This is a genomic window from Mesonia aestuariivivens (assembly GCF_019311235.1).
GTDB classification, from domain to species: Bacteria; Bacteroidota; Bacteroidia; order Flavobacteriales; family Flavobacteriaceae; genus Mesonia; species Mesonia aestuariivivens.
In genome coordinates this window covers 38,496-64,193 of record NZ_JAHWDF010000002.1, presented here as the reverse complement: position 1 = coordinate 64,193, position 25,698 = coordinate 38,496, and the positions used below count along the sequence as shown (strand labels likewise).

Below are 25,698 nucleotides of genomic sequence, written 5' to 3'. Positions count from 1 at the left end.
ATTAAGCAAAATGGTTTTGAATAATTTCAGCTTTAAGGTTTTTAATTTTCTGAAACTCTTCTTCGTTATCTTCTGTTTCAAACCTAGCGAGCCTAGCTAATAAATTATGCCGCAAAAATAGATCTTCTTGATGAAAATCTTCAGCAATTTGCTGATGCTCTTTCAAATAACTTTCGTTTGGGTTCTCTTTACTTAAAAGCACAGCACTATACCTGGTGTAATCTTTTAAATTCCCTTCTCCTTTTGCCGATTCTTTAAGGGTTTGAATAACCATATCTTTATGTTTCGCAAAATTATAAAACACTTCGTAAGGATACGATGCTGTAAAATTTAAAAAGCCTTCTTTTGCTTCTTTAAAATTCTGGGTTTGTTCTAATAAACCGGTATATGAGATATCTATTTCCCAGTTTCTGGCCTCAGGAACTTCTTTTACTAAATCTCTATATATACGTACCGCCACTTCTTTATCTGGACTTAGTCTTGCGCAATGGTAGGCTAACTGATAGTACAAGCCTTTTTCTGTGTCTTTTTCAGCAGCAAGTAATAAAGAATTTATTGCTTCCGTATAGTTCCCAATCATCCAATAGGTTAACCCGTTATTACGATAGTCGATAAATGATGCTGGATTGGTTATTAAATCTGCTTCTGAAGCTTCTTCTAATCCTTTAGGTTTTGGTAGGTAATTATAAAAGCAAATCCATTTTAATACCGTATGAAGGTCTGCGTCCAGCTGTCTTTGTTCAAAACAATATGCCCCATATTGATGCGATTTTTTGTAATCTCCCTTTTCAAAAAACGAAGCCATACATAAGTTCATCGAGTTGCAATAGTCGCTGCTTCCTTCAGGATAAAATTTCACTTCGCTCTGAATATCTTTCAACATCAAATCATAATTTTTATGATGTTTATGAATTACCGCTCGCCAATAATACATCCAAGCATGAAATGCCGATTGTGGATAGTTTTCTATTCCTTCTGTAAAAACCTCAAAAGCTTGATCTAGAAAACCTAATTTAACCAAAGCTATTCCTCTAAAACACGTACTTTTTGCATTAGGAAAATGGCGTTGATGAAACTGATTCACTGTTTGCAAAATACCTTTACTATTTTTCACCCGATCATTTAAATCCATTGAGGTTTGTAGAAAATCGGTTGCAGAAAGTCCTTGCTTAAATGCCTCATTAAAACCTGCTGCTGCCTGCTCATAATCTCCTTGGAAAAAGAAAAACTTCCCTTTCAATTCTAATAATAACGGATTTTTAGGATGAAGTTCTAAGCCTTGCTGAAGACAATATGCCATTTTCTTCAAGTCTTTTGAATAATGATAACAAGACTTACCTATTAATAAATAGTGGTGTTGCGCTCTTTGCCAGCCTGCATTGGTAACGGCTAAAATATAAGCTCTGTAACCTGAAAAATCTGTGTAGTTTTCTTCTGGAAAATGAGGCGCTTCAGGAAATTTCAAAACCTCATCTACCATATCATACATCATAAATGCTTTTGCATAATCTGCCAATAAATCACGAGTTTGGTCTGCTAATTCTACATGTTGCCATTCGGCTCTCCATTGGTTACGATTTTCTACCGATCTATTTCCCCAAACGGCTAACTGAATTTGAACGTGGTATTTTTCGGCTGGTGTTAATCTAGGATCTAGTTCTAAGCCTTTTAAAACAGATTTATGGTGTGTTGCTGAAGCTAAACTAAGAAGCTGTGTTGCTTCAATTTCTTCTTCAGCATTACATAATTCATCTAAATATTCTTGTTTAATTTCCCATAATAAAAAGCGACATTCGGTATTTCCGGGATAGCATTCTAGTACATAATCTACTACTTCAATTGCCTCTGTAAAGCGACGCTCTTCTTTCAGTTTTAAAGCATAATGAATATGTAAGGTTTCATTATAAGAATAAGCAATTAATGCTTTTTCGTAAATCTCTTGCGGGCATAGTTTGTAAAAACTACAAATAAGTTCGTAATCTGAAGCCTCTACAACTCCTTCTGTTTCTAAAGCTTCTAGATAGGTTTGCATTGCAGATATTTTAACCTGCTCAAAAAGCGTTAAAAAACGCATATACAAACGATAATACCGAATACAAATGCCTTGATCTTGAGCTTCTAAAGCATCAAAATTTTCTTGAATTGCAACAATATGCGATTCTAATTGTCTGTTTTGTTGATTAGCGTAAGCTGCTTCAGCCTGCTCTATATGTGTGATTACTTGTTCTCTTGTCAATTCCATAATTACCATTCTTTAAACCAATTAGGATGAGTGATGTGCATACGCTGGTAACATTCCCACAGGGTTAATATTCCAGGGAACGAACTTCCATCTTGTTCTCCACGTCCGTTAATAAATTCATCTCCTATACACACATTGCGGTGAAACTCTCCCCAACTAGTAAATGTATTTTTAAGTAAGGCTTCTGCTTCAGTTAAGCGTAATGCAATCTCTTCTAACTCTACGTAATTTAAGATGCCGCCTAAACGCAACAAGAATACATATTTTGCCATCTCGTAACCTATAAGTTTCTGGTCTTTAAGACTGAATCTATATTTCCAAGCCAGTTTATAATTATGTTCTAGCATTACATTATCTAAAGCTTTGTATTTGGCCTCGAAACTACTCGTGGTATCTAGGCGTAAACTAGCTGCTAATTTCTCAAAAGTAGCAGAAGCTATAATTCCATTTTCATATTCAAACAATTTACTGCGTAAATCTAAACCTGAATGTATCCCGTAGTATTTCAATAAGCGTTTTGCTGCTTTAAGATGCCATTCGTTTTGCAGATTAAATCCAAACCAACTTTCAAGATCTACTTCGTGAGCATGTTTTTTTAAAAGCAAAGCCGAAAAGTTTAGTTGCTTTTGTATTTGGGGTGTAATTTCTTCTGTAGTCATAAGTTATGCTTTTAAATTGGTCACTACTTTTAATAAAGCTTGGGTTAATTTTTCGGGATAAGCGCCAGATGAAGCCATCATTTCTAGACCTTGTGCATAGCTTAAGGCCATAGAGTTTCCTTTTACCAGCGTCACAAAAAAGTTTCTACTCAAGTCTCCGTAAGCTTCATAATCGCTATCGGGTGCGGCTTCTAAATCGATCACCAATAAATATAAAACCTGATACATTTTCATTTTCAGCTCCATATTTTCTTCTAATAAGGCTTTAATTTCGGTCTCGTGTTGTTCTATAAATGTTTTATAAACACTACTATCTATTCCGGTGGTTTTATAATTTTCTAATCCTGAAATTACCTGTTCTAAAACCTCTTTATTAACTTTTGTCCCAGATGAAAGTACTAAAGGTTCGGTAGTTGGTGAAGTGGTTTCTTCTTCTAATAAAGACTCAACAGGTAATTCTGTAGTGTCTGGTTCTTCTTCTTCTTCTTCTTGAAAATAATACTCATAGAAAGGAAGAATCACACTTTCTAATTGCATATTATGATAAGCATTAATTTCGTGCCCCATAATGTAGTTGTATAAAACCTCTACCACTTGTGTAGACAATTTCTCGGGTTTTAAATCTTGTAACAAATGAAAAATATGCTGAGAAATAGCTGACCCAATTTCATTTAATTTAGAATACGATCCTGAATGCTTGCTACACATTTTTAAGAACATATTTAGCCTAAAAAGGATCTCACTAGGCAAACTTCCTTCATCATTTTCATTAAAATAATTGGCTAAACGAGTTCCTTGGTTTTTTAAAACTTCTTCTACCCATAAGGCTTCTTTACCTAAGCTGTAGTAATAATCGTTTAAAAACAAATACCAACTTTGTATAAGGTTAATACTTAACGGAATTTCTGTATTTATATAATGAGATTTTGCAAATTCTTCACAGTATGCTTTTACACCAGGATGAATATTTTTTAAGGATGCAATCTCATTTACTTGCTTAAAATCTTGGATGTCTTTGTAAACTTCGACTAGAATTTTTACACAAAGTTCAACACCGGTTTCTCGCAAATAGGGTTCTGTTTCTCTCGCATCTTTAGCTAGAGTAATCAAGTAATTATATAAAACGGTATTACTTTCTTCGTTTATTTTTTCTTTTAAATCTTTACGAACATCATAAAAACAAAGTAGTAAAAACTGATTTAACGGATCTGCAAAACCTAAACGTTGATATGTGGGTAGCCAATCTTTTAATAAATAAATATTTTCTAATAAATCGTCGAGCACAAACATTCCGGTGACTTGAAAAGCCTCCCCTTCGTGACTCATAACCGGTAATTTTTTAGCCTTCCAATCTGAAAGTAAACACGCAAATACCTGATTAAAATAGGCTTTTCGAGGCAAGTTTTTATGATAAGCCTTGCTCAACTCTAACCAAAGTGAAATAGATCTCACTGGTAATTCTCGAGCACTGTTTACAGCCAATACTGCTTTTCCATAATTATCAAAAACCGGACGGTTAAAATTAATACCATTATTTGCCAACAACCAATCTTGCAGTTTATAGAAACCTGGTTCAGTTTGTTTTAAAGGAATATTTTTATCTTTCAAGCTAAATAATAATACATCTCTTTCATTCCATTCTTTATCGTTGAAAGCAGCAATCAACGGGTAATAACCTTCTGCCGTGCAAAGATTGAGGTAATCAAAACTTTCATCTTCTACAAAAAACACACGCTCTAGCAATACTTGATGCGCGCTTTTTGCAAAATCTTCATTCGCTGCATAAAAAGCTGCTAAATCTTGAGTTAACCAAGGTTTCAGCAATTCATAAGCGCCAGCTGTATTTTCCATACTTACTGGTAAAACTTCGTGAAAGCTTTTTGCTAATAAGTAAAAACTATTTTGATAAAAATGATCTACAAAATCATCGGTAATTTTGAATGGAAATTCCTTTAAAATATCGTTACTATCTTTTGCAAAATAGGTTCTGGCCAGCAACTTATATTTTAAACTCTGCTGAACAATAAAAGAAGAACTCTGCTGATCTCTAATGTCAAAAGCACGTTCCATTAAAAAACGAGCTACTGGTAATGAGGCTTCAGATTTCCTGTGAACTAAGAGATGTAAGACTTCAAATACACGTTCTCTTTTTTCTGTTGAAATTTTTTCTGACTGTAGAAAAGCTAAACCGAAGTAAAGAAATTCTACCAGCTTTTCTGCACTCTCTTCGTCTGGGAAAAATCCCTTTTTCAACAAAGGAATCCAAGTAACTATCCATTCAAAACCTCGGGCTTCATCTGCATAAACCGCAGGATGATAATAAATTTGTTGGGCTAAACCTTTTGAAAATACGGGAGCGATAGGTTGTAATCCTACTGTATTTTGTATTTCAATATAAGCACGAGAATCTTTGGCTTCTAGTAATTCTAAAACCTCTAACAAAGCTTGAAGTTCCGTATGATCTAATTCCAAAGTTTTTATCTTGGGGACAATTACATTTTTAAATGTCTCTATTGGAGCCTCGCTATTCAAATTATTTTCCACGTTTTACATTTGTTTTATTGAAGTTCGCATCGGTTAAGCTGCGCAACCTTAAATCTGTTTTTATGATGCCTTGTATTTAAGTAGTTTTAATACTCGTCTTCATCAAATTCTTCAAACTCTTCAGAATTTAATAGTTGTTCTAAAAAAGCACTTAAACTTTCTGCTTCTTGATAACCAATTTCTTGATCGGCGCCAAAACGTATGACTTGACCGGGAGTTCCTTTTTCTGCAGGTGCAAAATCTAAGGCAATAAAATTACCGTTGTATAAATTGAAAAACGGAATCCAATAGGGCGTGGTGTACATCAGCAATGTTTTCCCTTCATTAGTACTGTAGGTATCTAACAATTCTTCTTGCGTCCATTCGTTATAGATACTTTGCCAATCTCTCCATTCCTTGAGAATAGATTCGGCATTTAAAAAACGAGTATCTTCAACTCCATTATGAAGACTTAAAAAATCTTTGAGCAATTGCGGAAATGCAAAGCCTGCTTCGGCTTCAAACTCGTCATATAGTTTTTGATTATTGGTTGGCGCAACAACTTTCCACGAATTTTCAGTTACAAGTTTTTCAAAATTTGCCTTGATAATTTCAAAATCATATTCAACATCCAAATTGATAAACGGAGTGATAAAATCTGCTTTTTCTTTGGCTAACTTTTCTGCAATAAATTCATTAGGAATCGCACTAACTATAAATTCTCCTGTCTGCTCAAAAATCTGTTCGTGTTTTTTAGCATTTATTGGACTGTAACTATAGCTGTTTTTAGAAAAATGAAACAACTTAGCATCTTTTTCATCATCATCTTCATCAAGAATAGCATCATACCAATTGGTAAAAATTTCAGTTTGCTGAATGGTTGCGGTATATATTTCTTTCCCTTCTAGGTAAGCGATACCGTAAAATGCTGAATTTAAATTAAAATCTGGAGTTATAAATAACAGTTTTAAAACATTTTTACCTGAAATTTCTGCAAAAGCTTCTAGTAGCGAATCTCTAAAGGTGAAACTATTTCTAAAATCTTCAGGATCTTCTAAAGCTGGAAGTGTTTCTATTTGAATAGGTTCAAACTGAAAATCGCTCCATTGTTGCTGAGTTAATTCGTCTTTATATGCAATTGTACTTTTCATAATAGCTTCTTTTTTACAAGAAGCTAAGGTATTCTAGAATAGCGTGGAGCGCATCCCCGAAAAAGGTGATTTTAAAAAATACGCGTTTTAATTAGAGAATTTTTTAGCTTAAAAAAACAGCTTAATTTGTAGAATTTATTACTTGAATGGTTTTTGAACTAGGACCATAACTCCCGTATATTTCTAAAAACGAAACCGAAATTTCTTGAAGTAAATTTGCTACCGAAAAATCAGGCAACTGATCTAAACAGGTGATCATTAATTTTTTAGTAATTGGTAACTGTTGATGATGAATGGCATCGCAACTCAATGCATAATTAAGTAATTCAGGATCTAGAGCTTTTGTACGGAATTCACCCTGAAACTCATTAGTCACATTCGCTTCATTTTCGTTATTGATCAAAGTGACATTTGGCATATCGCTCATAGGACCATTACCGTGGCGAGTTTGATAACATCGCGTTACATAATAAATACTAATCTGAGTATCGTTTAATTCTTTTTCAATAAGCTGAATGGCATTTTTAGAAGTAGTTGAACTCCAGGTAGTATGCGGATAAAAACCGTGTTGGGTATCTAATAAAATACCCTGACTGCCTTCAAAAATAAAATGCTGAAATGAATTTGCTAACTCAGCTAATTTTGCAATGGTATAGAAAGATTGCATTTCAAGACAACTTTCTATAAAAAAAGCTTCATTATAATTTTTTAATTCATTCTCATAATAAGTTTGAACTGTTTGTGGTTGTTGAGAAAGTTTGGCTTCGTAATAGTTTTTAATGCTATTTAATCGTTGTTCGATTACCCATTTGTAACGTAAATCATTCGCATAAAAATATACTTCTTCTCGATTGCGAGCAATAGTAGCGCCAAAACCCAAACCACAAGAACCGTGGTTTTGTTGCTTTTCTAAAGCTCGGTTATATGCGATATCATAAATCGTAGAGATCATCGCTAACGGATGAAAATACAAACGAGGACTGTATGCTTTTAAAAAACGTCCTTCTTGTAAAATAGCAGGCGGAAAAAGTGTGGTATGCTCGCTATAATAAGTAGGCACACCTTGCAAAGTACCCGAACCGAAATTACTAAAGGTGTGTTCTAGATTTTCTGTGGTAACCGTATGCCCTACTTGATGCCCGCCAGAAAATCGAACCACCAAGCTTTCTTCAGGTTGTTGCGATGCCAGAAAATCGGTTGTTACTCCTTTTCCGGCATCACCAAAACCTAAATCTATAACAATGCTAGACTTCGGCATTTATAGCATATTTTCTACATCGGTATTTGTAGTTTTTTCAGTACTACTACCTATATAGGGTTTATGATTTTGAATCACTACTTCAGCAATGCGTTTAGCAACTTTTCTATAATCGGGTAATTCTATAAAGTTTTCACCTAGTAACTCTTTCCAATTTCCTTTTCGAATTTCTTTTTTAGACCAATCGTTATGCTCTAAATGAATATGATACACGTTGTATTTTTCTTGTGCTTCTTTAATAATTGCTTCTGTACTTATGGTTGAAGCTTCATTGGTACACGTGTATTTACGAATAATTTCTGCTGGAAGCTCTTTAAAAACAGGCTCATCACCAATGGTAAATAAAAAGCCTTTTTGTTTTCTTTTTTCCCAACAATCTATAGCGGTATGGCGTGCCGCAAATAAATGCGCCAAATTATACCCTTCTTGATTGTTACCGCCACCGCCGCCTTCTAAATATACGCGTGTTAACCAGCGGTCTAACAATTCGGCAGAAGACTCAAATTGCCCAACTTGTAATGGGGCGCTATCGTAAACAAAATCACCCAGTCCCATAAATAAAACTTGCGGATCTTCTATACCTGCTTCCATCAATGAGCCTATAAGATCTGGCAAAGCTTCTTTAACAATTAGCTCGGGTACAAAACCCATACTACCGGTAACATCTAGACCTACAATAATAGAAACCGATTCTGGGTGCTCTTCAGAATCTCTAGATTCACGCACTAAGGCTTTTGACGGATCCATTTCTGGATCTATATTTCTGGCAGTAAATATCTCTTCGCGAGATTTATTTTGATATCCTTTAGAATTTCTTAACTGTTCGTAAGCTTCGTTACTAAATCTTCCTCCTCCCATAATTATAATTCTTCTATTTTAGCTCCAAATAAATACGCATAGCGTTTTTTGGCCAATTCTAATTTAATTTCTAAGTTTCTTATTTTAACCGCCATTTCTAAGTCTTTGGCTACATAATCTTTAGCATCAAAATCTGAAGCCAAAACAAGACTATTAGCGTCTGCAGGACTCATATCTAGCATATTTTCTTGTTCGCGTTTTAAGCGCTTTAAAGACAAGGCTAGATCTTCGGTTTCTCGTTTGTACATTAACTGCGCATCTTCTGCAATTGCATTAGCACGGTCGTCTCTTATTTTATCATTGTTGCGCTTTAATGAATCTAAAAAAGCGGCTTGGTTTTGAATATCTGCCATAATTGTAATTTCTTACAAAGTTAACTCTTCAGTCTCCTTATTATTATCCCTGAATTCGGGGAATTTTAATCTAATTATAGATTTTCAATATGTACTAAAGAAAACATTAGTACTAAAATTCAAAATCACTGAAAACGGTTACTTTATTTGGTTGAAATGTTTTCAATTTTGTAATCAAATTATTCACCAACTGTTTAATAAAATTCACATCGTATGAGATTAGAATTTAGCGAAACCTTCCAGCAAGAATTACCTAGCAAGTATTTAAAATTTCTTAACGACCATCCAAATGGTATTGACATTGAACATAACGAATATGATGACACCCGTTATTGGAATATGATGGGAAAAACAGAGTTATTAAAACGTTGGACAATGAATGGAGTTGGTGAAGCCGCGAATTACGAATGCTTAAAGCTTTATACCCATATCGAAGGAGAGAATTTAGACGAACTTTATATAGATTCAGCTTTTGGACGTGTTGAATTAAAGCGTGTAGCCAAAGGTTTTGTGATTGGTCACGAAAATGGAGATTACCTGTACTTAGATCCAGAAAGTAATTTTTCGGTATGGATCTATTATCACGATGGTGGTGATATTACTAAAATTTCAGAATCTTTTGATCTGTTTCTGAAAACGATAAATATTTTATAAATCCCTATACCCATTTGTATTATGCTTCATTTAGAATTAAATCCAGATTCGTTTAAAATTAATTCTGTTTCTGTTGAATTCCCTATTTCCATAGAAAAATTACAAGGCATTATTGGTAACAATTACAGCACACTTAAAACCAAAAACAACACGCTTTTTACGTGGAATGATTTAGGGATTATTGCTTTCGCTAAAGATGGTAAAAACATAGAAACACTAAGTCTTGAGTTAGAGCAAGAAGTGTATAAATTTAGTCCGTCTCAAACGTTCTCCGGAACGTTTCTTTTCAACGAAGAAGACATTATAAGTTATTATCATAAGTACGAAGAAAAACACGTAAAACTTTTTAAAGGAGACACAACTGGTGCATTGGTTTTAAATACCATAAGCGCTTGGTTTGATATACGAGAAGATAAGGTAAAGGCTATAGAACTTAGTACTTACAAGCCTTACAATCGAGCTGAAGGTATACCAAAAGATAAATATGTAATTAACAAACCTGATGAAGAACTCATCACATTTACCGATTTTGGGTTTAAACTCTCGGTGATTGAAGAGTTAATGTATACTCAAGGTTTATTGACTCCTAAATTTGATGTACACGAATTTGGGAAATGGTATACAAAAAGAGAAATTGATTTGGAAGAAGAAGGCTACTACCCTATTGAAGAAGTGACGCAATACTTTAAAGACTTTCCTGTTCCTAAACGTTTAGCGCCAAGACTTACAGAAATATACCAAGATGGCGGTAACGATATTTATATGAATTTAATACCGTTTTCGGGGGGTGAAGAAGACTATTGGGACATTGAAAGTGTAGCCGATGTTAAGCACTTTCCCAACTTAAAAAAAGTAACCTTATGTTACGCCAAAGACCATATTGTTGAAGATTTTGAAAAATTAGGTGTTGAAGCTGAATGGCTTTAAAAAAAATATGGGATTACAGATTTCAAGCGGCTTATTAATTGAATTTAAAGAAAATAAACCCGAAGGCTATGAATATTATAAAGCAGAATTAGAAAAAGTAAATAAATTACTGCTAGAAAATGATATAGAAGCACACCAAGAGACCGAAGATAAAGAGCTAGAAACTTTGGCATTAGGAGGTATGCCATTCGCATACCTTCATTATTTAAGACGTTTTTTTGCTTACAATATGGTTCACGAAGATTGGACTCCAGAAGTATTCGACTCAGCTGCCGAACCTACTGATGATCCCATTCTCGAAGAGGAATCTATGATGATGTATAGTCATTTGCTTACCCATTCTGATAGTGCAGGATTTTATATTCCGCAAGAATTTGACGAAATTATTTTTGAGACCGATGAGACCCCAGTACAAGGTGGTATAATAGGTTCTTCTTACCGACTTTTAAAAGAATTGAAAGAAATCGCTTCTAAATTGGGGGTGATTTTAGATAAAAATGATCAAGTGACCAACAGAGATGCGATTAAAGATGATATCTTCAACAATCGTGATTTTTGGATAGAAAAAGAGGTATAGCTAACGCTATATGATGCTGCTATTTACAGTATAGCTAATAATACAGTGATTATATTTCATTAATTGAAATTTGAATATCTGTAATAAATAGAAAACACCAAAAGAGCCCGTTTTTTGGGCTCTTTTAATTTATACGCTGTTAAAAACATTCTTCCGTTTATAGAAAAAAATTTTCTGCTACTTAATAAGCCGAATCTTTTGTATTTCGATTATCAATTTCTATTGCTCTTTTATAAAAATCTCTGAATTCAATTTTATTATATTTTACGCGCATAGCAGACAAAACATCACATAAACCCAAACTACACCAATCCCAAAGCATCGTATCGAAGTTATATTTATACATTTGTTTCCCTACTTCTTTCCTAATTTTTTCAGTTTCGATTTTATCAATACCGACTTCGGTTAAGAGTCTTTCAACCCTTTTTTCATCTTCAGTTGTAAATTCAGTGTCTAGATACGGTTCTAAAATCCATTCCCAATTCCTGCTGTGTTTTTTAAGTTTTATTCCATTATTCTCGGCAAACTTTAGTAATTCGGTTTTTTGTTCTGCAGTAACAAAAAGAATATCATGATCTACATATATTCTGCAAAGCCCAAAATATGCACTTATAAAATTAATATTCTTAGCGTTTATCAATTTATGAGGATAAGCAACTGAAGGTTCAAAAGGATATTCGGATATATAAATTTCATTTTCTTGAATTTCTGATTTTTCTATTCCGCACAATAAGTTATTCATCTCATAATTACTTGAATTAAAAAATGCTCCTTTTTTCTTCAATTTAAACGTGATTTTAATAAAATTTATAGTTTAAAATTTGCGATAACCTTTGTTTTAGCACAACACCAGTAATTTTTATCTTCGGTGTGGTTACCAGTTTTTATTTAATTTCTAATTCACAAAGTTTTCCGTTTTTGGTTGAGAAGTGAATTTTAGTTTTTCTTTTTTTGTAATGATAAACTTTTGCGTAAACTACATTATCCCAAACCCAAGTTATCGAGTCTTCAGTTATTTTATTCGGTTTTCCTAGTAGTTTTTCTACATCATCTTTGTCAAATCTGTTCAGTTTTGTGATACCGTTTTTCTTCACCCGAATCATTTTCACAATTCCATTTTTTAGCACGTATTGAATTCCGTTCATTGTCAAAACCCAACCATTTTTAATATCAGTATTTTGACTTTCACCTTGTTTGTCATAAAATTCAGAAACACTTTCAGTTGGTAATTGACTCAAATCTTGTCCAATTCCAATTCCGTTAAATTCTAATAAATTAGAATCAAATTCAGACTGGAGAATCACTTCTGGGTTATATGTAAATTCAGTTGTTCTCAAATTAGTTATAACTTTTGTGCGTGTTGCACAACCTCTTTTTTAATCAAATTTAAAATTAATAGTAGATTTCAATAGTACCATACACTTAGAAAGCAACAATTTAACTATTCATAAAAATCAGAATAATCCTCTTTTCTTAGAAATTTAGACTTGTGTAACGGTTACTTTTATTTTAAATAGTGTTTAGCTAAATCTAAAATTGCTTAACGCCACATAAATTGTTCAAAAACAATATGATGTTCTTTCATATAATCTCCAAATTTCGAATAAGCATCGTTGGCGTTAAAGCGTTGTTTTAGGCCTTCTAAAATAGCTGGTTTATCATTTTCATCGCAATTAAAAAGTCTGGCCATTTTTTTAACTTCTTCCCAAGCTATTATATATTGATATTCATAATCTGAATCGCCCAATCCTTCTTTTACGCGTTTGCCAATATCGTAACCATCAAACAACAATTGATTTTCAGGACTAAAATAAACATGCATAGAAATTTTTATTTCTGGATTTTCAAACTCATAAAGACATACTTTATCCATAGAATCTATTGTTTTTAAATAATATTAGTTAGCTTCAAATTAACTAGCCGTTTTTAAAGAAACCTATTTTTTTATACAAAAATTGCTATAGCAATTAGAGAACTACTAAAACAGATTTAGTCTTCTAAATTTATATGTGCGACGATATTTCCACCTTTTACAATAAAGATAAGGTTGGCGATAGGTGCGTTACCATAACTATCATCATTCCAGGTATGATCATGTAAATAAGAAAACTTATTTAATAAATCTTGTGAGGCATCTCTTGCAATAACCATCATACACGATCTTCTAGGTATAGATACGAATAGTTCTTCTGCACCTAACATTTCATGAGCTTTGAGCATATGACTTTGAGAAAGAATACGCTCACTCGCAAAATCTGGTCCGCTAGCACTTAATGCTTTATTTTCAAAAACTTCAGAATATTCAAACTCAGTAGGATACTCGTCTATATTTTTAAGCGCTTCTTCTATAATATTTCGGCCTTCATACTTTGGTAAGTCATTTTGTGTTAAAAACACAAAATTATCAGGCGTATCTTTACCATAAGCCACTACCAGCTTTAGGTTATTTTCTGCTGGAGAACCTATCATATTCGTTTTTAAAGCGCCTGCTCTTATACCTACCCAATCTGCTGGCTTAATAATAGGATAAATTTTAGCAGACGTGTCGTTAGTCGCTGCTTTGATTTCTTCCATTTCTTTTGGAGATTTTCCTCCTGTATTTTCTGTATTGCTCATAAGTTCTTTTTATTTGATACAAAAGTATTTCTGAGAAAACGAAAACAGCTCACGGAATTCAGCCATTCCTAAAAATAGTAGATCTTCTATTTAAATAATATCCCTGAAAACGGTTACCTAATTTCGAAGATAAGCCTGCATCTTTGTCTATAAAATAAGACACCTATGATGGACCTCCCGAAACTAGAAAAGATCATTAAACAAGGTAAATACGGTTTACATAACAAAGAAGCTTATCTAAAATCTTTAGCTATTCCTTCTATAACTATTACCCGAAAAAATGAGCAAGGCGAAAATTTTGGTGCTAGTAAATTAGGAGGCGACCCAGAAGTTCCGGCAGATTTTGAATGGCCAAAACACGAGTTTGGAGACTATAGATTTATAGCGCAATTCAATTTAAGTGAAATTACATTTCCCTCTGCTCTTCCAAAAACTGGAATGCTAAGTATATTTGTAGCAGACGATGAAGACCAAAACATTTTTTGGGGAGCAGATGAGTATGCAAAAGTCTTTTATTTTAAGGAAGATGAAGAATTACAAACCTATGTAAATACCAATATTAAACCTTCTCTTAGAACTTTTGGATTTCAAACACTATTTGAACAGACCATTGACATCCCACACCGACCAGAATTGTTTAAGGAAAACGAACTCAACAAAAGACAATTGTCTTACGTATGCGATAAAATACCTAGCCTAATTCGCAAAGGAGGCTACAATTATTTATTAGGCTATCCCTATCATAATTCATTAGCCTACGACCCTAGAAAAGGAGAAGAATAGGTTTCGTTACTCACGCTACTTTCAATACGCTCTCTTGAATGGAATTGGCACGATGGTGGCTATTTAATGCTCTTTATAGAAAAAGACAAATTAGCAAAAGGAGATTTCTCTAACATTAAAACCGATGCGGGTTGATGATTGAAAATGAAAGCCGAAAAATTCAACATGATGAATACAGAAAATAATATTTCAACCGCTAAAAACTTCTTGATCAACTTAACTCAAGAAAAACAACATTCAGTAGCATTTGAAGAATTAATAACACATTTTTGCGGAAAGGTAGTCACGTGTTTTTCAGAAATACCAGAGACCGCTACTCCTTTCCGTATTTATGCGGTTGGAGATATAAATCAACTTAAACAAGAAAACCATACTTTCTATATTATTAAAGAATTTTCTTTCAATTACGAGAATTTAAACTCTACAATATTTAAGCAAATACATCTTGGTGAAGCTCCCTTAAACATTCATAATGCCGGCGTGTATTACCGAAAGTTTTTTAATGCTGAAAACTATTTTCACAAGATTGAAGCTGCCCATAATTTTCAGAATTTAACCGAATCGAACAAACAAGGAAAAGCCTTACGAAAAGGGATTTACCTGACATCGATTACCAAAAATATAATTGCTGAAACTGAAGAAGAACTTCATTTTAGACTTTTAAGATGCTCTAGCAATTTTACCGGACCCACAGAAAATTTTAGTCAAACAGATCATCATATCGTCAACAAAATAAATGAAGCGGTAGCTTTCGATTTTGAACAAAAAATCGAACTAAATCACGTGTTGGCGCAGATTTATGAGAACAAAAAGAAAGACGAAAACAATCCCAAAGATGTAAAAGCTAAAATTAAAGCACATTCAGATAAAACAAAAGATATGCCCAAAGAAGGGCTTATCGCTTTTTGCACGTTTTACGATAACTCAAATATTGAAAAACTACATCGTTCAGAAAACGATACATTCGACTGGTTTTATAAAAAGTCTAGCGCTTTAACACGGCTTCATTTTAAATTAAAACCTACTGTAGATGATGCTAGTTTGGTAAAAGAATTTAGCGTAACGCTATATCCAAATTCGGTATTTTTAATTCCGCTTTCTACCAACAGGTTGTACACGCACGAGATACGCCCATCGGTTTTAAATATAGATCAGGTGCCTACCAGAATGGGCTATGTAATTCGCTGTTCTAACCTAGAAGCCGTTTATAAAAAGGAGCAAACTTTCATTAAAGAAAATGAAGAATTGATAAAACTAGAACCGATGAATTCTGAAAAAATGGAAGATTTACGCAGCACGTATTTTGAAGAAAATAAGTCGGAGAAACAAGTTGAATACGGAAAAATTCATTTTAGTATGAATCGCGGCGATTACGAGAAACCTATTTATTAACCTGAAATTTTAGTTGTAGTAAGATGATACCAAAAGAGTTTTATATCTCCAACCTTTCGTTTACCAAAAATATTTTTGAAGAGTTAGCCAATGGAACCGAATTTGAAATCTTAGGCAAAGGCCGTTTAGGAAATAACTTAGTAAAGCCCGAAGAAAACGGAATCCCGATAGTGAGAACGACTACAGCTTTTACAATTTCTGCCAATAAGTTTTCTAAAATACATCAAGAAATCATTGATGGTATTGATAACAACATCAAAAAGAAAAATTTTTCGAAAACCAGATTTAATAATGCGCTTATCGAAATTTATGATGCTGAATATAAAAAAATGAAGTATCATTCTGATCTAGCTTTAGATTTGGCTTCAAACTCATCTATTTGTCTTTTTTCGTGTTATGAATATCCAGAAAAACTAACGTCACAAAACACACGAATTCTAAGAATAAAAGATAAAATAACTGGAATAGAAACCGATATTCCGCTAACGCACAATTCATTTGTATTATTTTTAACCGAAACAAATTCAAGATTTTTTCATAAAATTATACTTCCCGAAAAACCTCAGCAAAAGGAATCTTTTTTAGAGAACAAATGGTTAGGAATCACATTTAGATCGTCTAAAACTTTTATTCAATTTAAAGAAAATATGCCTTATTTTGAAAACGGAACACCACTTAAACTAGCCAATCAAATTCAAGAAAAACAATTTTATACGCTACGCAGACAAGAAAATAAACAACTAGATTTCACCTATCCTGAATTCAATTATACCCTGAGCAAAGCCGATATGCTTACTCCGAACAAATAAACCAAATTAAAACTTCCTACTTATGATTCTTGCTTTTGATACTTATTATTATGATACTAAAGCTAAAACAATTGCCGTAAGCTTTAACGACTGGCAAGACGAAGAACCTTTACACATTTATAGCGAAATAATTGAAGGCGTTTCTGACTATGAATCGGGTGCGTTTTACAAACGAGAATTGCCGTGTATTTTAAGCTTGTTAAATAAAATTAATATCGAAGAAATTAATGCGATTATCATTGATGGTTACACAATGCTCGAAGAAAATAAACTCGGTTTAGGCGGACATTTATACGAAAAATTCGATCAGAAAATACCGATTATTGGTGTGGCAAAATCGCAATATCAGTCTAATACCTCAAACTATAAAACATTATTACGAGGCGGTAGTGTACGGCCGCTTTACATTTCTGCTATCGGGATCGATTTAAAAGAAGCCTACAACCATATTAAAACGATGCACGGAGATTTTAGAATGCCAACCTTGTTACAATTGGTAGATACCAAGACAAAAGAAAAAAACAATTAGCTAAAAATTGTCATTAATCGGTCTTTCGTTAAATTTTCTAGCGAAAGATCGAAAGTGGCTTGCGTTTTTTCATCAACTTTTTTTGCATATTCATTTTTATACGTTCTACTGTTCTTCAACCAATACTCTTACAATATTTATAGCATTTAAATAGTAAGGAATCAACTATCAAATTCAGTGTAAAAGCTGCCTAAAGATATAAGGTTTCTTTAAAATAATTTGCCTCTTACCCTCTTTTAAATAAAATAGCATATCCATTTTAAAGATTAACATTTTTATACAATTTAAAATCTGACTAAATTTGTATTTTTGTCGAATATTAGACATATTTTAATTTTTTGTCGAAAATGAAATCTAAAGAAGACTTTGTAAGAAAACAAATTATAGACGCTTCTAAAACCGTATTTAAAAAATATGGTTTTAAAAAAGCAACGATGGATCATATTGCCAAAGCTTCAAAAAAAGGCAGAAGTACCTTGTACTATTACTTTAAAAATAAAAATGAGGTTTTTGAAGCTTTTGTAAAAAATGAATATGAAAATAGAATTCGAGAAACTTCAACTGAAATTTCTCACGAATTTACCATCAACGAAAATCTTTCTAAATACCGAAAGATTAAACTTGAACATCTTATCAAACTTTCAGAGACTTACCAATATCTATTAAGCGATCTAAAAAAAAACACCAGTTTTTTGTTTCAGTTATTATATGAAATTCGAGCAGAAGAAGTTTCAATTATCGAGAACTGCCTCACTTGGGCTATCGAGAAAGAAGAAATTACTCCAGTTCCTAAAACCGATTTAAATTTTCTAGCGCTAGCTATTGTTACTGCTACCGATAGCCTAGAGAAAGAAATTTTCTTATATCAACGCTATTCAAACGACATGTTCGATCGTTTAGATTGGATTAATCAACTTATCATAAAAGGACTTCAACACTAATACTTTTTAAATCTTAAAACTATGCGCACTATTCGTCTCACTTTGCTAGCCTTTAGCATTTTTCTGGCCATAAGCTGTGGTGAAGAGAAAAAATCAACTCCTATTCAACCCATCGAAGTAAAAACCATAACAATTGGCAAGCACAATTCGAGGGAACAAAATCAGGACATTGGTTTCACTGGTAAAATTATCGCCAATAAAAAGATTAATGTAAGCTTCCAAATTGGCGGAACTATTGAGTATTTAAAAGCCGATATGGGCGATTTTGTTCAGAAAGGTGAATTATTAGCTGAAGTTGATGCCACCGCTTACAAAGAAGAATATCAAGCAAAAAAAGCACAAACCGAATTAGCTAAAGAGAATTACGACCGTATTAATGAAGTGTACTTAAAAGGAAGCATTGCTGAAATTAAAATGATTGAAGCGCGCTCTAAATACCAACAGGCAAAAGCAGCAGCAAACGCCGTTTATCAAAATGTAAAGCATAGTAAATTATACGCGCCTACCAGCGGATATATTGGTGCGAAAATTATGGAAGCCGGAGATTTAGCAAGCCCGGGGCGCCCTGTTTTTCAGTTATTAGATATAAATAAAGTAAAAGCAGCTATTCCTATTCCAGACGAAGAAGTTAATCAGCTAAAAAATGGTGATAGCGCTAAGGTTACAATCAATGCCCTAAAAGATGAAGTTTTTAACGGACAGGTTTCTGAAATTTCCATTCAGTCTAACCAACAAAATCCGGTTTACATTGCACAAATCGCTATCGATAATCCAGACCGAAAAATAAAACCCGGTATGTCTTGCGCTGCCATACTCGATTTCAATAAAAATAAATCTGAAATAAATACTTCAATTGTATTGCCGGTTGAAGTGGTTTCAGTTACCGAAAACGGAGAAAATTTTGTATACATCGCAAAAGAAGGCAAAGCAAAACGAAAAATGGTTACTACCGGAAAACTCTATAATAACGGTATTGCAATTACTTCTGGTTTACAAAATTCAGATAAAGTAATTACTTCCGGCTATCATAAATTAACCGACAATACTCCTATAAAACTAGCTGAATAAGCTAAAAAGTTCGTGTAGATTATGAAAAAAGAAAACAGCTCTGTTATAGAATGGGCTATGAAAAACAAATCGTTTCCGCTTGCTGTTGCCGCATTATTGGTAATTATCGGGCTTATTGGTTTGTTTAAAATGCCACGTAACGAATTTCCAGATTTTACCATTCGTCAAGGTTTGTTAATTGGGTATTATCCGGGAGCAAATTCAGAAGAAGTAGAACAAGAGTTAACGACTAAAGTTGAAGAATACCTCTTTAGTTTTAACGAAGTAGATAAAACCAAAACTTACTCCTATTCTCAAGACGGGAAAATGTATATGTATGTTGAAGTTGCCAATCGTATAGATGCAGATGCTACCGAGCAATTTTGGAATAAACTTAAAAACGGCTTATTAGTATTTCAGCAGCAAAAATTACCCAAAGGCGTTCGTGGAATCATAGTGAATAGCGATTTTGGAAATACCGCAGCTATGATTTTAGCGGTGCAATCTCAAAATAGGCCTTATAAAGATTTACAACGCCATGTGGAAGATATTGAAGACAATCTTCGTCAATTAGAAAATGTGGCAAAAATAAGCCACGATGGTGGTTTAACTGAGCAGATTGCCGTCTATGCCAATCAAAATAAATTAGCAACCTACGGAATTAGTCCAGGAATGCTCATGCAGAGTTTACAAGATCAAGGTTCGATAAATCCAGGAGGAACTTTAGAAGGATCAGAATTTGATCGACCTATTCATATCGATACGTTTATTAAAGATGAAACCGATGTAGCCAATCAAATTGTACGTACAGGAGACGATGGTAGCGTTATTCGAGTAAAAGATGTAGCTGAAGTAAAACGAGAATACGAAGATCCCGATGCTTTTACCACTTCTAACGGAACCAAAGCCATGATCATTACGTTAGAAATGGCGAAGGGAAATAACATTGTTCAGTTCGGAAAAGAAATTGAAGAGCGGTTAAGCAACATAGAACAACAATTACCACGAGATATAGAAATTCATAAAATAGCCGATCAGCCCGATGTGGTGCATAGCGCTATTAGCCATTTTATGAAAGAATTTGGATACGCATTAGTTGGGGTAATTTTGGTAGCACTTTTCTTATTGCCATTTCGAGTAGCTTCTGTTGCTGCGGCAACCATTCCAATAACCATTGCTTCTACATTAGCAGTAATGTATATGCTGGGGTTAGAATTAAATACGGTAACTCTTGCCGCTTTAATTATTGTGTTGGGAATTGTGGTAGACGATCCTATTGTGATTATCGATAATCACGTAGAAAAATTAGACGAAGGCGAATCGATTTGGGAGGCAGCCTACCACAGTGCGTTGCAATTATTTCCATCTGTATTTACGGCGACCTTAGCCATTACCGCTACTTTTTTACCGCTTATCTTTTTCTTAAGCGGTACGGCAAAAGATTTTTTAAGTACGTTTCCGTTTACCATTATGATTGCACTTTTCTTATCGTTGGCTATTTCAATATTTATTGTGCCTTTCTTCAATACCATTTTTATTAAAAGAGGACTTCACGACGATAAGAAAGAAAAGAAAAAGGATAAAAAATCGATGTTAGATCGGTTACAAAACTTTTTCAATAAATCACTTAAAAAAGCGGTAAAGCATTATAAAATCACCTTGGGAGTTGGTATTGCTTCTGTTATTCTGGGCTTTATTTTGTTTTCAACCTTAACACAAGAATTGTTTCCGGTGATAGAACGAAATCAATTTGCTGTAGAAGTGTATTTAGCTAAAGGAAGCAATTTAGATGAAACCGCCAAAGTGGTTAAAAAGTTTGAAAAAGAAGTCTTGAAAGATGACGAACGTGTATTGAATTATACCAGCTTTATCGGAGAAAGTTCGCCTAGATTCCATATGGTTTATGCACCAAATTTGCCGGCTAAAAATTATGCGCAAATTTTAATTACTACTTCTTCTGAAGAGGCTACAGAAGAAGTTTTAAAAGATTACGACAAGCATTATGCCGATATGTTTCCGAATGCCTATTTACGCATGAAACAGCTAAATATGGTGAATAAACCGGCACCAATCGAGGTTCGCCTTTTCGGAAACGATATTGCAAAGTTACGAACCTACGGAGATAGTATTATTAATTTAGCGAGAGAAACTCCAGAAACGATTTGGTCTAGAACTAATTTTGGTGAAAAACAATCTACGATTAATATCGACATAAAAAAGGATGAAGCAGCACAAGTTGGCTTAAGTAAAGAAAATATTGCCAATACAGTGGCGATGTATATGGAAGGTTTAAATGCTACCAAAGTCTATGATGAAGATTATGCGATTCATGTAAAAATTAAAGCCGAAAATAACAAAGCACAAACCGTCGCCGATTTGAGAGAACTTTCAATACTTTCCGCTAAAACAAAAAGTATGGTTCCGCTCCGTCAGGTAGCTAATGTAAATCCGGGCTGGGAAGAAGAACAAATTACCCACCGTAATGGGATGCGTTGTTTAACGGTACGTGTAGATATTAGAAAAGGTGCGGTAGCGAATGTGGTGTTAAAAAAACTTCGTCCTAAAATTAATAATCTTAATATTCCCAATACAATTCGGGTAGATTATGGAGGTGAGTTTGAAATGCAGCAGGAAAATCTTGTTCCTATGGGAATTTCGCTTTCCATTAGTGTATTGGTCATTTTCTTGATTTTAATCTGGCATTTTAAATCTATTAAACACGCAACCTTAAGTTTTATCACCATGCCGTTAAGTATTTTAGGAGCAGCTTTAGGACTTCTTTTAATGCAATATCCGTTTGGTTTTACCTCCTTCCTTGGGATTTTAGCCTTATGCGGAATTGTAGTTAGAAACGGTATTATTTTAATAGACTTTGCCGATGAGCTTCGTTATGAAGAAAATTATAGCGTAAAAGAAGCAACCATTATGGCTGCACAACGTAGAATGCGACCCATCTTTTTAACCTCATCTGCAGCTGCGGTAGGTGTTATCCCAATGATTATTAGTAGGTCTACACTTTGGGGACCTTTAGGAACTGTTATCGCCTTCGGGTTGATGATTTCTATGGTACTTACCTTGTATGTATTACCAGTTTTATATTGGATGTTCTTCAAAAAAGAAGATGAAAATAAAACCGAAAAAGCTTAATATTCAAATTGAAAAGAAATGAACACTAATTTTTCAACATATTTAAAAAAGCTCGGCATTTTTGCACTATTTACGGCAGCTATTACAGCAAATGCGCAAGAAAATTATATCACGCTAGAAAAAGCTAAAAAAGCAGCTTTGCAATATAGCCACGATATTAAAAATGGAAATTTACGTATTGAAAAAGCCAATGCACAAAAACAAGAAGCTTTAGCTAATTATTTTCCAACGGTTGAAGCTTTAGGCGGAACGGTCTATGCTTTCAATAATTTTATAGATCCAATTACTTTATTAGGAATACCAGAAATCGATAATGTGTATTTAGCTTCTGCCACCGCTTCTGAAGTTGTTTTTGCGGGCGGAAAAGTTAGAAATGCGAATAAGTTAGCTGAAGTACAAGTTAGCGCCAATCAAATTCGCGCAGAACAATCTGTAGATTCGGTTATTTTAACTACTGAAAAAAAATACTGGCAATTGGTACAATTACAAGAACAACAAAAAGTAATTACTGCCGCTAAAACATATTTCGCTGAATTGTTGAAACAACAAAACGATTTATTAGATGCTGGTTTAATTGCTAAAAATCAATTACTTCAAGTAAAAGTTAACCAAAGTAAAATTCTACTGAAAGAAAGTAAATTGAGCAATATGCGAAAATTGGCCTTGCTCGATTTGGCGCTGTATACAGGTTTAGATTACGATACCACAACGGTTGCTATAGATACGCTGCACCAAATAGTTCCACCAGAATTAAAGTATGATCATACTGTAAATGTTGCTGAAAATAAAAATTATCGATTACTTGACGAGCAAATTGAAGCTTCAAAATTACAGACTAAAATGGCAGAAGCCAATCAGCTACCACAAATTTCTGTAGGCGTAAATGCCAGCAAATACGGAACTTTTAACGTTGGTTTAGATTCTGATATTCAGCCATTAGCCTTTGGACTGGTACGAATCCCAATTTCCGCTTGGTGGGGAAAAGAAAAGCAACAGATAAAGCAGCGAAAAATTGAAGAAAGAATAGCCATAAATCAATTAAAGAAAGGGCAGGATCAAATCACTGTAGGGATCACAAAAAGTTGGTATGATTTATTAGATGCCTACAAACAGATTGAATATGCCGAAGATAACTTAGAATATGCGGAAGAAAATCTAGAAGTACAGCGTGACAATTACAATAGCGGTTTAAATAATTTATCTGATTTGTTAGATGCACAACGTTTGCAACAAGAAGCGGAAACGGAATTAGTAACTGCTTTTGCCAATTATGAAATAAAAGAAACGGTTTATTTATATCGAAACAATCAGCTAGATGCTCCTACTATAGAAGAACTGTCTGAAGTTGAAAAAGAATAGGTTTACTTTCATTATTAAAATTCTAGTCTTTCGATTAGCTAAAAATTGTCATTAATCGGTCTTTCGTTAAATTTTCTAGCGAAAGATCGAAAGTGGCTTGCGTTTTTTCTTCAACTTTTTTTGCTCCCAATGCTACTAAAAGTTCGTTTAGAGAAAGTGGATTAGTCCATTGCTGCACTAAAGCTCGTGTGGCTAACGTGCTAACTTCACTGTTCCCGGAAACTTTTAACGTTCCCGCTCCAAAATTCAATACCACAAAACATTGTTTTTCTTCTTCAGGAATTAGCATTCCTAAAACAGTTTGCTGTTGTGCTGCATTGGTTTTTAACTCGGTTATCACCTTGTTAGGATTCATCATATAATCTTTATCTACAGCGTCTCCTTTTCCTATTATAATTTTATAGCTTGCATTTGTCTCTCCTTGGTACACGTTATTTTGAATTAAGGTTGGCGCCGTTAAACCTTGCTGGGCATACAAATATTCTATTGCGCCCTCAGTGGCATCTGTAACATCTCCTGAATACATTAAACTACCCTCAGATTGATTGTAGCTAGAATTCCAACCTACTTTTCCACCAATATTTAGTCCCGATAAATCTAAATCTCGTGCGCCCCAAGCATTTTCCCAATAAATACCCACGGCTAATTTGTCACCATAAAAACGAGTTCCTGTCGGCACATTACCCACAAACATTTTTTCTGAAGTAGGCACTCCGTATTTAACATCTTCAGGAATAAAAAAGGTTTTTTCAGACAAGTCGAATCTTCCTTGTAAATACTTCATTAAAAATGCATAATTCTTAGCATTCACATAACTTACCGCGTCTTTTTGCACCCAAGATTTACCGTTTCTTATTCGGTAAACAAACGTGTCTTGACCTTCTTTTCTTGAATAACAAGCAATTAATGCCTTAAACAATGTAAAAGGTGTCGCGTTATCTAGCCAATGTAAATTTGCAGGCGATAGCAACTGCTGGGTTACTTCATTTAGTGGATTATTGACTAAAGGTTTGTGGTGTTTTTTTGAAAGTTTACTAATCTTATTAATCGTTTTTGGCGCTCTATTTTTATACGCCAAAAACAAAGGTTTAAACCGATTAAAAATTTCGGCTAGTTTCTCTAATCCAAAATTTTTAAAAGAAGCAGATGGGTTGTAAGAGCTTGTTTTAATGAGTTCTACTAATTCTTTATTTTTTATAAGTAAGGTTGTATCTGTAGTTCGATAAATAATATACCTTAAAAATTCTACAGGATTTTCTGGATATACCTGATAGTTTTCAGCAATTTTAACCAATGCTTCCTTATTTTTGATTGTTTCTTTACCGGTAAATTGATAGTCTAATTCATCTACTAAAATTGAAAGTACATCATCCACCGTTTCTTCTTTTAAAGCGATACCCGATTGTAATAATGACAAACATTTATGGATCATTTTAGGTTTAGAAAATGCTTGTATTACTTTATAAGTAAGTTTTACATCTGGTAAATTAAGTACCTCGTCAGGAATATATACTTCTGAAGAAAAATTAGTTCCGTAAGTAGATAAATAATGCTGAATTTGTTCTATAAATAGATCAGCTCTTGAGCTTTCTGCTATCTTCTTCCAAGATTTATGAAAACTTTTATTAAGCTGATTTCCGTCTAATTGCTCCTGAGCATAATAGGCTATAATTTGATCTTTTGCCCAAAATGCTTCTGGTTCAATTACAAAACCTAAATCAGAGAGATATGGATTTGCTACTGAAGGTTTAGCGATCACCGCATTAAATAATTTCAAGGTTTTCATACATTAAAAAATTAAGTGAGGAGTAGTTTTCAAGTTGTATAGGAACTCCCTTTACCTATTTTTTTAATAACCAACGAAAAGTATTTG

Annotated in this window: 23 protein-coding genes; 11 read left to right on the top strand and 12 right to left on the bottom strand. The window is 33.7% G+C overall.

The genetic code is table 11. The features are described from left to right. Position 1 precedes the first annotated feature (1 nt). The 7 genes from KW502_RS01955 to KW502_RS01925 form a co-directional block, all read right to left on the bottom strand. Positions 2 to 2,242 (bottom strand): tetratricopeptide repeat protein, encoded by a 2,241-nt coding sequence (locus KW502_RS01955; protein WP_219038851.1) that lies wholly within the window; start codon positions 2,240 to 2,242, stop codon positions 2 to 4. A 2-nt stretch (positions 2,243 to 2,244) separates the two neighbouring features. Beyond that, positions 2,245 to 2,901, bottom strand: coding sequence for a DUF1266 domain-containing protein (locus KW502_RS01950; RefSeq protein ID WP_219038850.1), 657 nt, complete (start codon positions 2,899 to 2,901; stop codon positions 2,245 to 2,247). 3 nt (positions 2,902 to 2,904) lie between these two features. Continuing rightward, positions 2,905 to 5,373 carry a hypothetical protein gene (locus tag KW502_RS01945; protein WP_219038849.1) on the bottom strand — a complete coding sequence of 823 codons (2,469 nt, stop codon included), beginning with the start codon at positions 5,371 to 5,373 and terminating at the stop codon, positions 2,905 to 2,907. A 158-nt stretch (positions 5,374 to 5,531) separates the two neighbouring features. Next, the gene (locus tag KW502_RS01940) at positions 5,532 to 6,575 is read right to left on the bottom strand and encodes an SMI1/KNR4 family protein (RefSeq protein WP_219038848.1); all 1,044 of its coding nucleotides are present in this window, start codon (positions 6,573 to 6,575) and stop codon (positions 5,532 to 5,534) included. Between the two features lie 121 nt (positions 6,576 to 6,696). Further along, positions 6,697 to 7,833, bottom strand: coding sequence for an adenylosuccinate synthetase (locus KW502_RS01935; RefSeq protein WP_219038847.1), 1,137 nt, complete (start codon positions 7,831 to 7,833; stop codon positions 6,697 to 6,699). Continuing rightward, positions 7,834 to 8,691, bottom strand: coding sequence for a hypothetical protein (locus tag KW502_RS01930; RefSeq protein ID WP_219038846.1), 858 nt, complete (start codon positions 8,689 to 8,691; stop codon positions 7,834 to 7,836). Positions 8,692 to 8,693: 2 nt separating this feature from the next. Beyond that, complete coding sequence (locus KW502_RS01925; RefSeq protein WP_219038845.1) at positions 8,694 to 9,044, bottom strand: hypothetical protein; 351 nt, start codon at positions 9,042 to 9,044, stop codon at positions 8,694 to 8,696. Between the two features lie 213 nt (positions 9,045 to 9,257). On the opposite strand from KW502_RS01925, the gene KW502_RS01920 reads away from it, so the two are divergent. From KW502_RS01920 to KW502_RS01910, 3 genes are read left to right on the top strand one after another with little or no spacing between them, the layout of a single operon-like run. Next, positions 9,258 to 9,698, top strand: a complete 441-nt coding sequence (locus KW502_RS01920) for an SMI1/KNR4 family protein (protein WP_219038844.1) — start codon at positions 9,258 to 9,260, stop codon at positions 9,696 to 9,698. Between the two features lie 21 nt (positions 9,699 to 9,719). Beyond that, positions 9,720 to 10,625 (top strand): DUF6892 domain-containing protein, encoded by a 906-nt coding sequence (locus KW502_RS01915; protein WP_219038843.1) that lies wholly within the window; start codon positions 9,720 to 9,722, stop codon positions 10,623 to 10,625. A 7-nt stretch (positions 10,626 to 10,632) separates the two neighbouring features. Further along, entirely contained in the window at positions 10,633 to 11,202 is a 570-nt protein-coding gene (locus KW502_RS01910; RefSeq protein WP_219038842.1) for a putative DNA-mimic protein, read from the top strand. A gap of 181 nt (positions 11,203 to 11,383) precedes the next feature. Here KW502_RS01910 and KW502_RS01905 read toward each other — a convergent pair whose 3' ends face one another. The 4 genes from KW502_RS01905 to KW502_RS01890 all read right to left on the bottom strand — a co-directional run bounded on the left by KW502_RS01905 (position 11,384) and on the right by KW502_RS01890 (position 13,818). Further along, positions 11,384 to 11,986: a hypothetical protein gene (locus KW502_RS01905; protein ID WP_219038841.1), complete on the bottom strand. Its 603-nt coding sequence runs from the start codon at positions 11,984 to 11,986 to the stop codon at positions 11,384 to 11,386. 100 nt (positions 11,987 to 12,086) lie between these two features. Continuing rightward, positions 12,087 to 12,539, bottom strand: a complete 453-nt coding sequence (locus KW502_RS01900) for a hypothetical protein (protein ID WP_219038840.1) — start codon at positions 12,537 to 12,539, stop codon at positions 12,087 to 12,089. A gap of 203 nt (positions 12,540 to 12,742) precedes the next feature. Continuing rightward, a complete protein-coding gene (locus tag KW502_RS01895; protein WP_219038839.1) occupies positions 12,743 to 13,075 on the bottom strand; it encodes a hypothetical protein in 333 nt (110 codons plus the stop codon). Between the two features lie 116 nt (positions 13,076 to 13,191). Further along, positions 13,192 to 13,818 carry a DUF1444 domain-containing protein gene (locus KW502_RS01890; RefSeq protein WP_219038838.1) on the bottom strand — a complete coding sequence of 209 codons (627 nt, stop codon included), beginning with the start codon at positions 13,816 to 13,818 and terminating at the stop codon, positions 13,192 to 13,194. Positions 13,819 to 13,983: 165 nt separating this feature from the next. On the opposite strand from KW502_RS01890, the gene KW502_RS01885 reads away from it, so the two are divergent. The 8 genes from KW502_RS01885 (at position 13,984) to KW502_RS01845 (ending at position 23,825) form a co-directional block, all read left to right on the top strand. Then, positions 13,984 to 14,601, top strand: a complete 618-nt coding sequence (locus KW502_RS01885) for a YwqG family protein (protein WP_219038837.1) — start codon at positions 13,984 to 13,986, stop codon at positions 14,599 to 14,601. 144 nt (positions 14,602 to 14,745) lie between these two features. Further along, complete coding sequence (locus tag KW502_RS01875; protein WP_255553947.1) at positions 14,746 to 15,993, top strand: hypothetical protein; 1,248 nt, start codon at positions 14,746 to 14,748, stop codon at positions 15,991 to 15,993. 23 nt (positions 15,994 to 16,016) lie between these two features. Then, positions 16,017 to 16,802, top strand: a complete 786-nt coding sequence (locus tag KW502_RS01870; RefSeq protein ID WP_219038836.1) for a hypothetical protein — start codon at positions 16,017 to 16,019, stop codon at positions 16,800 to 16,802. A 22-nt stretch (positions 16,803 to 16,824) separates the two neighbouring features. Continuing rightward, positions 16,825 to 17,331, top strand: coding sequence for an endonuclease V (locus KW502_RS01865; RefSeq protein WP_219038835.1), 507 nt, complete (start codon positions 16,825 to 16,827; stop codon positions 17,329 to 17,331). 347 nt (positions 17,332 to 17,678) lie between these two features. Further along, positions 17,679 to 18,272, top strand: coding sequence for a TetR/AcrR family transcriptional regulator (locus KW502_RS01860; RefSeq protein ID WP_219038834.1), 594 nt, complete (start codon positions 17,679 to 17,681; stop codon positions 18,270 to 18,272). A gap of 21 nt (positions 18,273 to 18,293) precedes the next feature. Beyond that, positions 18,294 to 19,340: an efflux RND transporter periplasmic adaptor subunit gene (locus tag KW502_RS01855; RefSeq protein WP_219038833.1), complete on the top strand. Its 1,047-nt coding sequence runs from the start codon at positions 18,294 to 18,296 to the stop codon at positions 19,338 to 19,340. A gap of 21 nt (positions 19,341 to 19,361) precedes the next feature. Next, positions 19,362 to 22,466 (top strand): efflux RND transporter permease subunit, encoded by a 3,105-nt coding sequence (locus KW502_RS01850; RefSeq protein WP_219038832.1) that lies wholly within the window; start codon positions 19,362 to 19,364, stop codon positions 22,464 to 22,466. Positions 22,467 to 22,484: 18 nt separating this feature from the next. Next, positions 22,485 to 23,825 (top strand): TolC family protein, encoded by a 1,341-nt coding sequence (locus KW502_RS01845; RefSeq protein WP_219038831.1) that lies wholly within the window; start codon positions 22,485 to 22,487, stop codon positions 23,823 to 23,825. A 34-nt stretch (positions 23,826 to 23,859) separates the two neighbouring features. Here KW502_RS01845 and KW502_RS01840 read toward each other — a convergent pair whose 3' ends face one another. Further along, positions 23,860 to 25,611 carry a hypothetical protein gene (locus KW502_RS01840; RefSeq protein ID WP_219038830.1) on the bottom strand — a complete coding sequence of 584 codons (1,752 nt, stop codon included), beginning with the start codon at positions 25,609 to 25,611 and terminating at the stop codon, positions 23,860 to 23,862. Positions 25,612 to 25,698: the final 87 nt, after the last annotated feature.

Excerpts from the sequence above, each read along its gene's own strand:
- KW502_RS01955 (WP_219038851.1), bottom strand. The coding sequence starts at position 2,242 with ATGGAATTGACAAGAGAACAAGTAATCACACATATAGAGCAGGCTGAA.
- KW502_RS01845 (WP_219038831.1), top strand. The coding sequence starts at position 22,485 with ATGAACACTAATTTTTCAACATATTTAAAAAAGCTCGGCATTTTTGCA.
- KW502_RS01910 (WP_219038842.1), top strand. The coding sequence starts at position 10,633 with ATGGGATTACAGATTTCAAGCGGCTTATTAATTGAATTTAAAGAAAAT.
- KW502_RS01885 (WP_219038837.1), top strand. The coding sequence starts at position 13,984 with ATGATGGACCTCCCGAAACTAGAAAAGATCATTAAACAAGGTAAATAC.
- KW502_RS01935 (WP_219038847.1), bottom strand. The coding sequence starts at position 7,833 with ATGCCGAAGTCTAGCATTGTTATAGATTTAGGTTTTGGTGATGCCGGA.
- KW502_RS01850 (WP_219038832.1), top strand. The coding sequence starts at position 19,362 with ATGAAAAAAGAAAACAGCTCTGTTATAGAATGGGCTATGAAAAACAAA.
- KW502_RS01840 (WP_219038830.1), bottom strand. The coding sequence starts at position 25,611 with ATGAAAACCTTGAAATTATTTAATGCGGTGATCGCTAAACCTTCAGTA.
- KW502_RS01920 (WP_219038844.1), top strand. The coding sequence starts at position 9,258 with ATGAGATTAGAATTTAGCGAAACCTTCCAGCAAGAATTACCTAGCAAG.
- KW502_RS01915 (WP_219038843.1), top strand. The coding sequence starts at position 9,720 with ATGCTTCATTTAGAATTAAATCCAGATTCGTTTAAAATTAATTCTGTT.
- KW502_RS01890 (WP_219038838.1), bottom strand. The coding sequence starts at position 13,818 with ATGAGCAATACAGAAAATACAGGAGGAAAATCTCCAAAAGAAATGGAA.
- KW502_RS01875 (WP_255553947.1), top strand. The coding sequence starts at position 14,746 with ATGAAAGCCGAAAAATTCAACATGATGAATACAGAAAATAATATTTCA.
- KW502_RS01865 (WP_219038835.1), top strand. The coding sequence starts at position 16,825 with ATGATTCTTGCTTTTGATACTTATTATTATGATACTAAAGCTAAAACA.
- KW502_RS01930 (WP_219038846.1), bottom strand. The coding sequence starts at position 8,691 with ATGGGAGGAGGAAGATTTAGTAACGAAGCTTACGAACAGTTAAGAAAT.
- KW502_RS01870 (WP_219038836.1), top strand. The coding sequence starts at position 16,017 with ATGATACCAAAAGAGTTTTATATCTCCAACCTTTCGTTTACCAAAAAT.
- KW502_RS01895 (WP_219038839.1), bottom strand. The coding sequence starts at position 13,075 with ATGGATAAAGTATGTCTTTATGAGTTTGAAAATCCAGAAATAAAAATT.
- KW502_RS01860 (WP_219038834.1), top strand. The coding sequence starts at position 17,679 with ATGAAATCTAAAGAAGACTTTGTAAGAAAACAAATTATAGACGCTTCT.
- KW502_RS01940 (WP_219038848.1), bottom strand. The coding sequence starts at position 6,575 with ATGAAAAGTACAATTGCATATAAAGACGAATTAACTCAGCAACAATGG.
- KW502_RS01950 (WP_219038850.1), bottom strand. The coding sequence starts at position 2,901 with ATGACTACAGAAGAAATTACACCCCAAATACAAAAGCAACTAAACTTT.
- KW502_RS01855 (WP_219038833.1), top strand. The coding sequence starts at position 18,294 with ATGCGCACTATTCGTCTCACTTTGCTAGCCTTTAGCATTTTTCTGGCC.
- KW502_RS01925 (WP_219038845.1), bottom strand. The coding sequence starts at position 9,044 with ATGGCAGATATTCAAAACCAAGCCGCTTTTTTAGATTCATTAAAGCGC.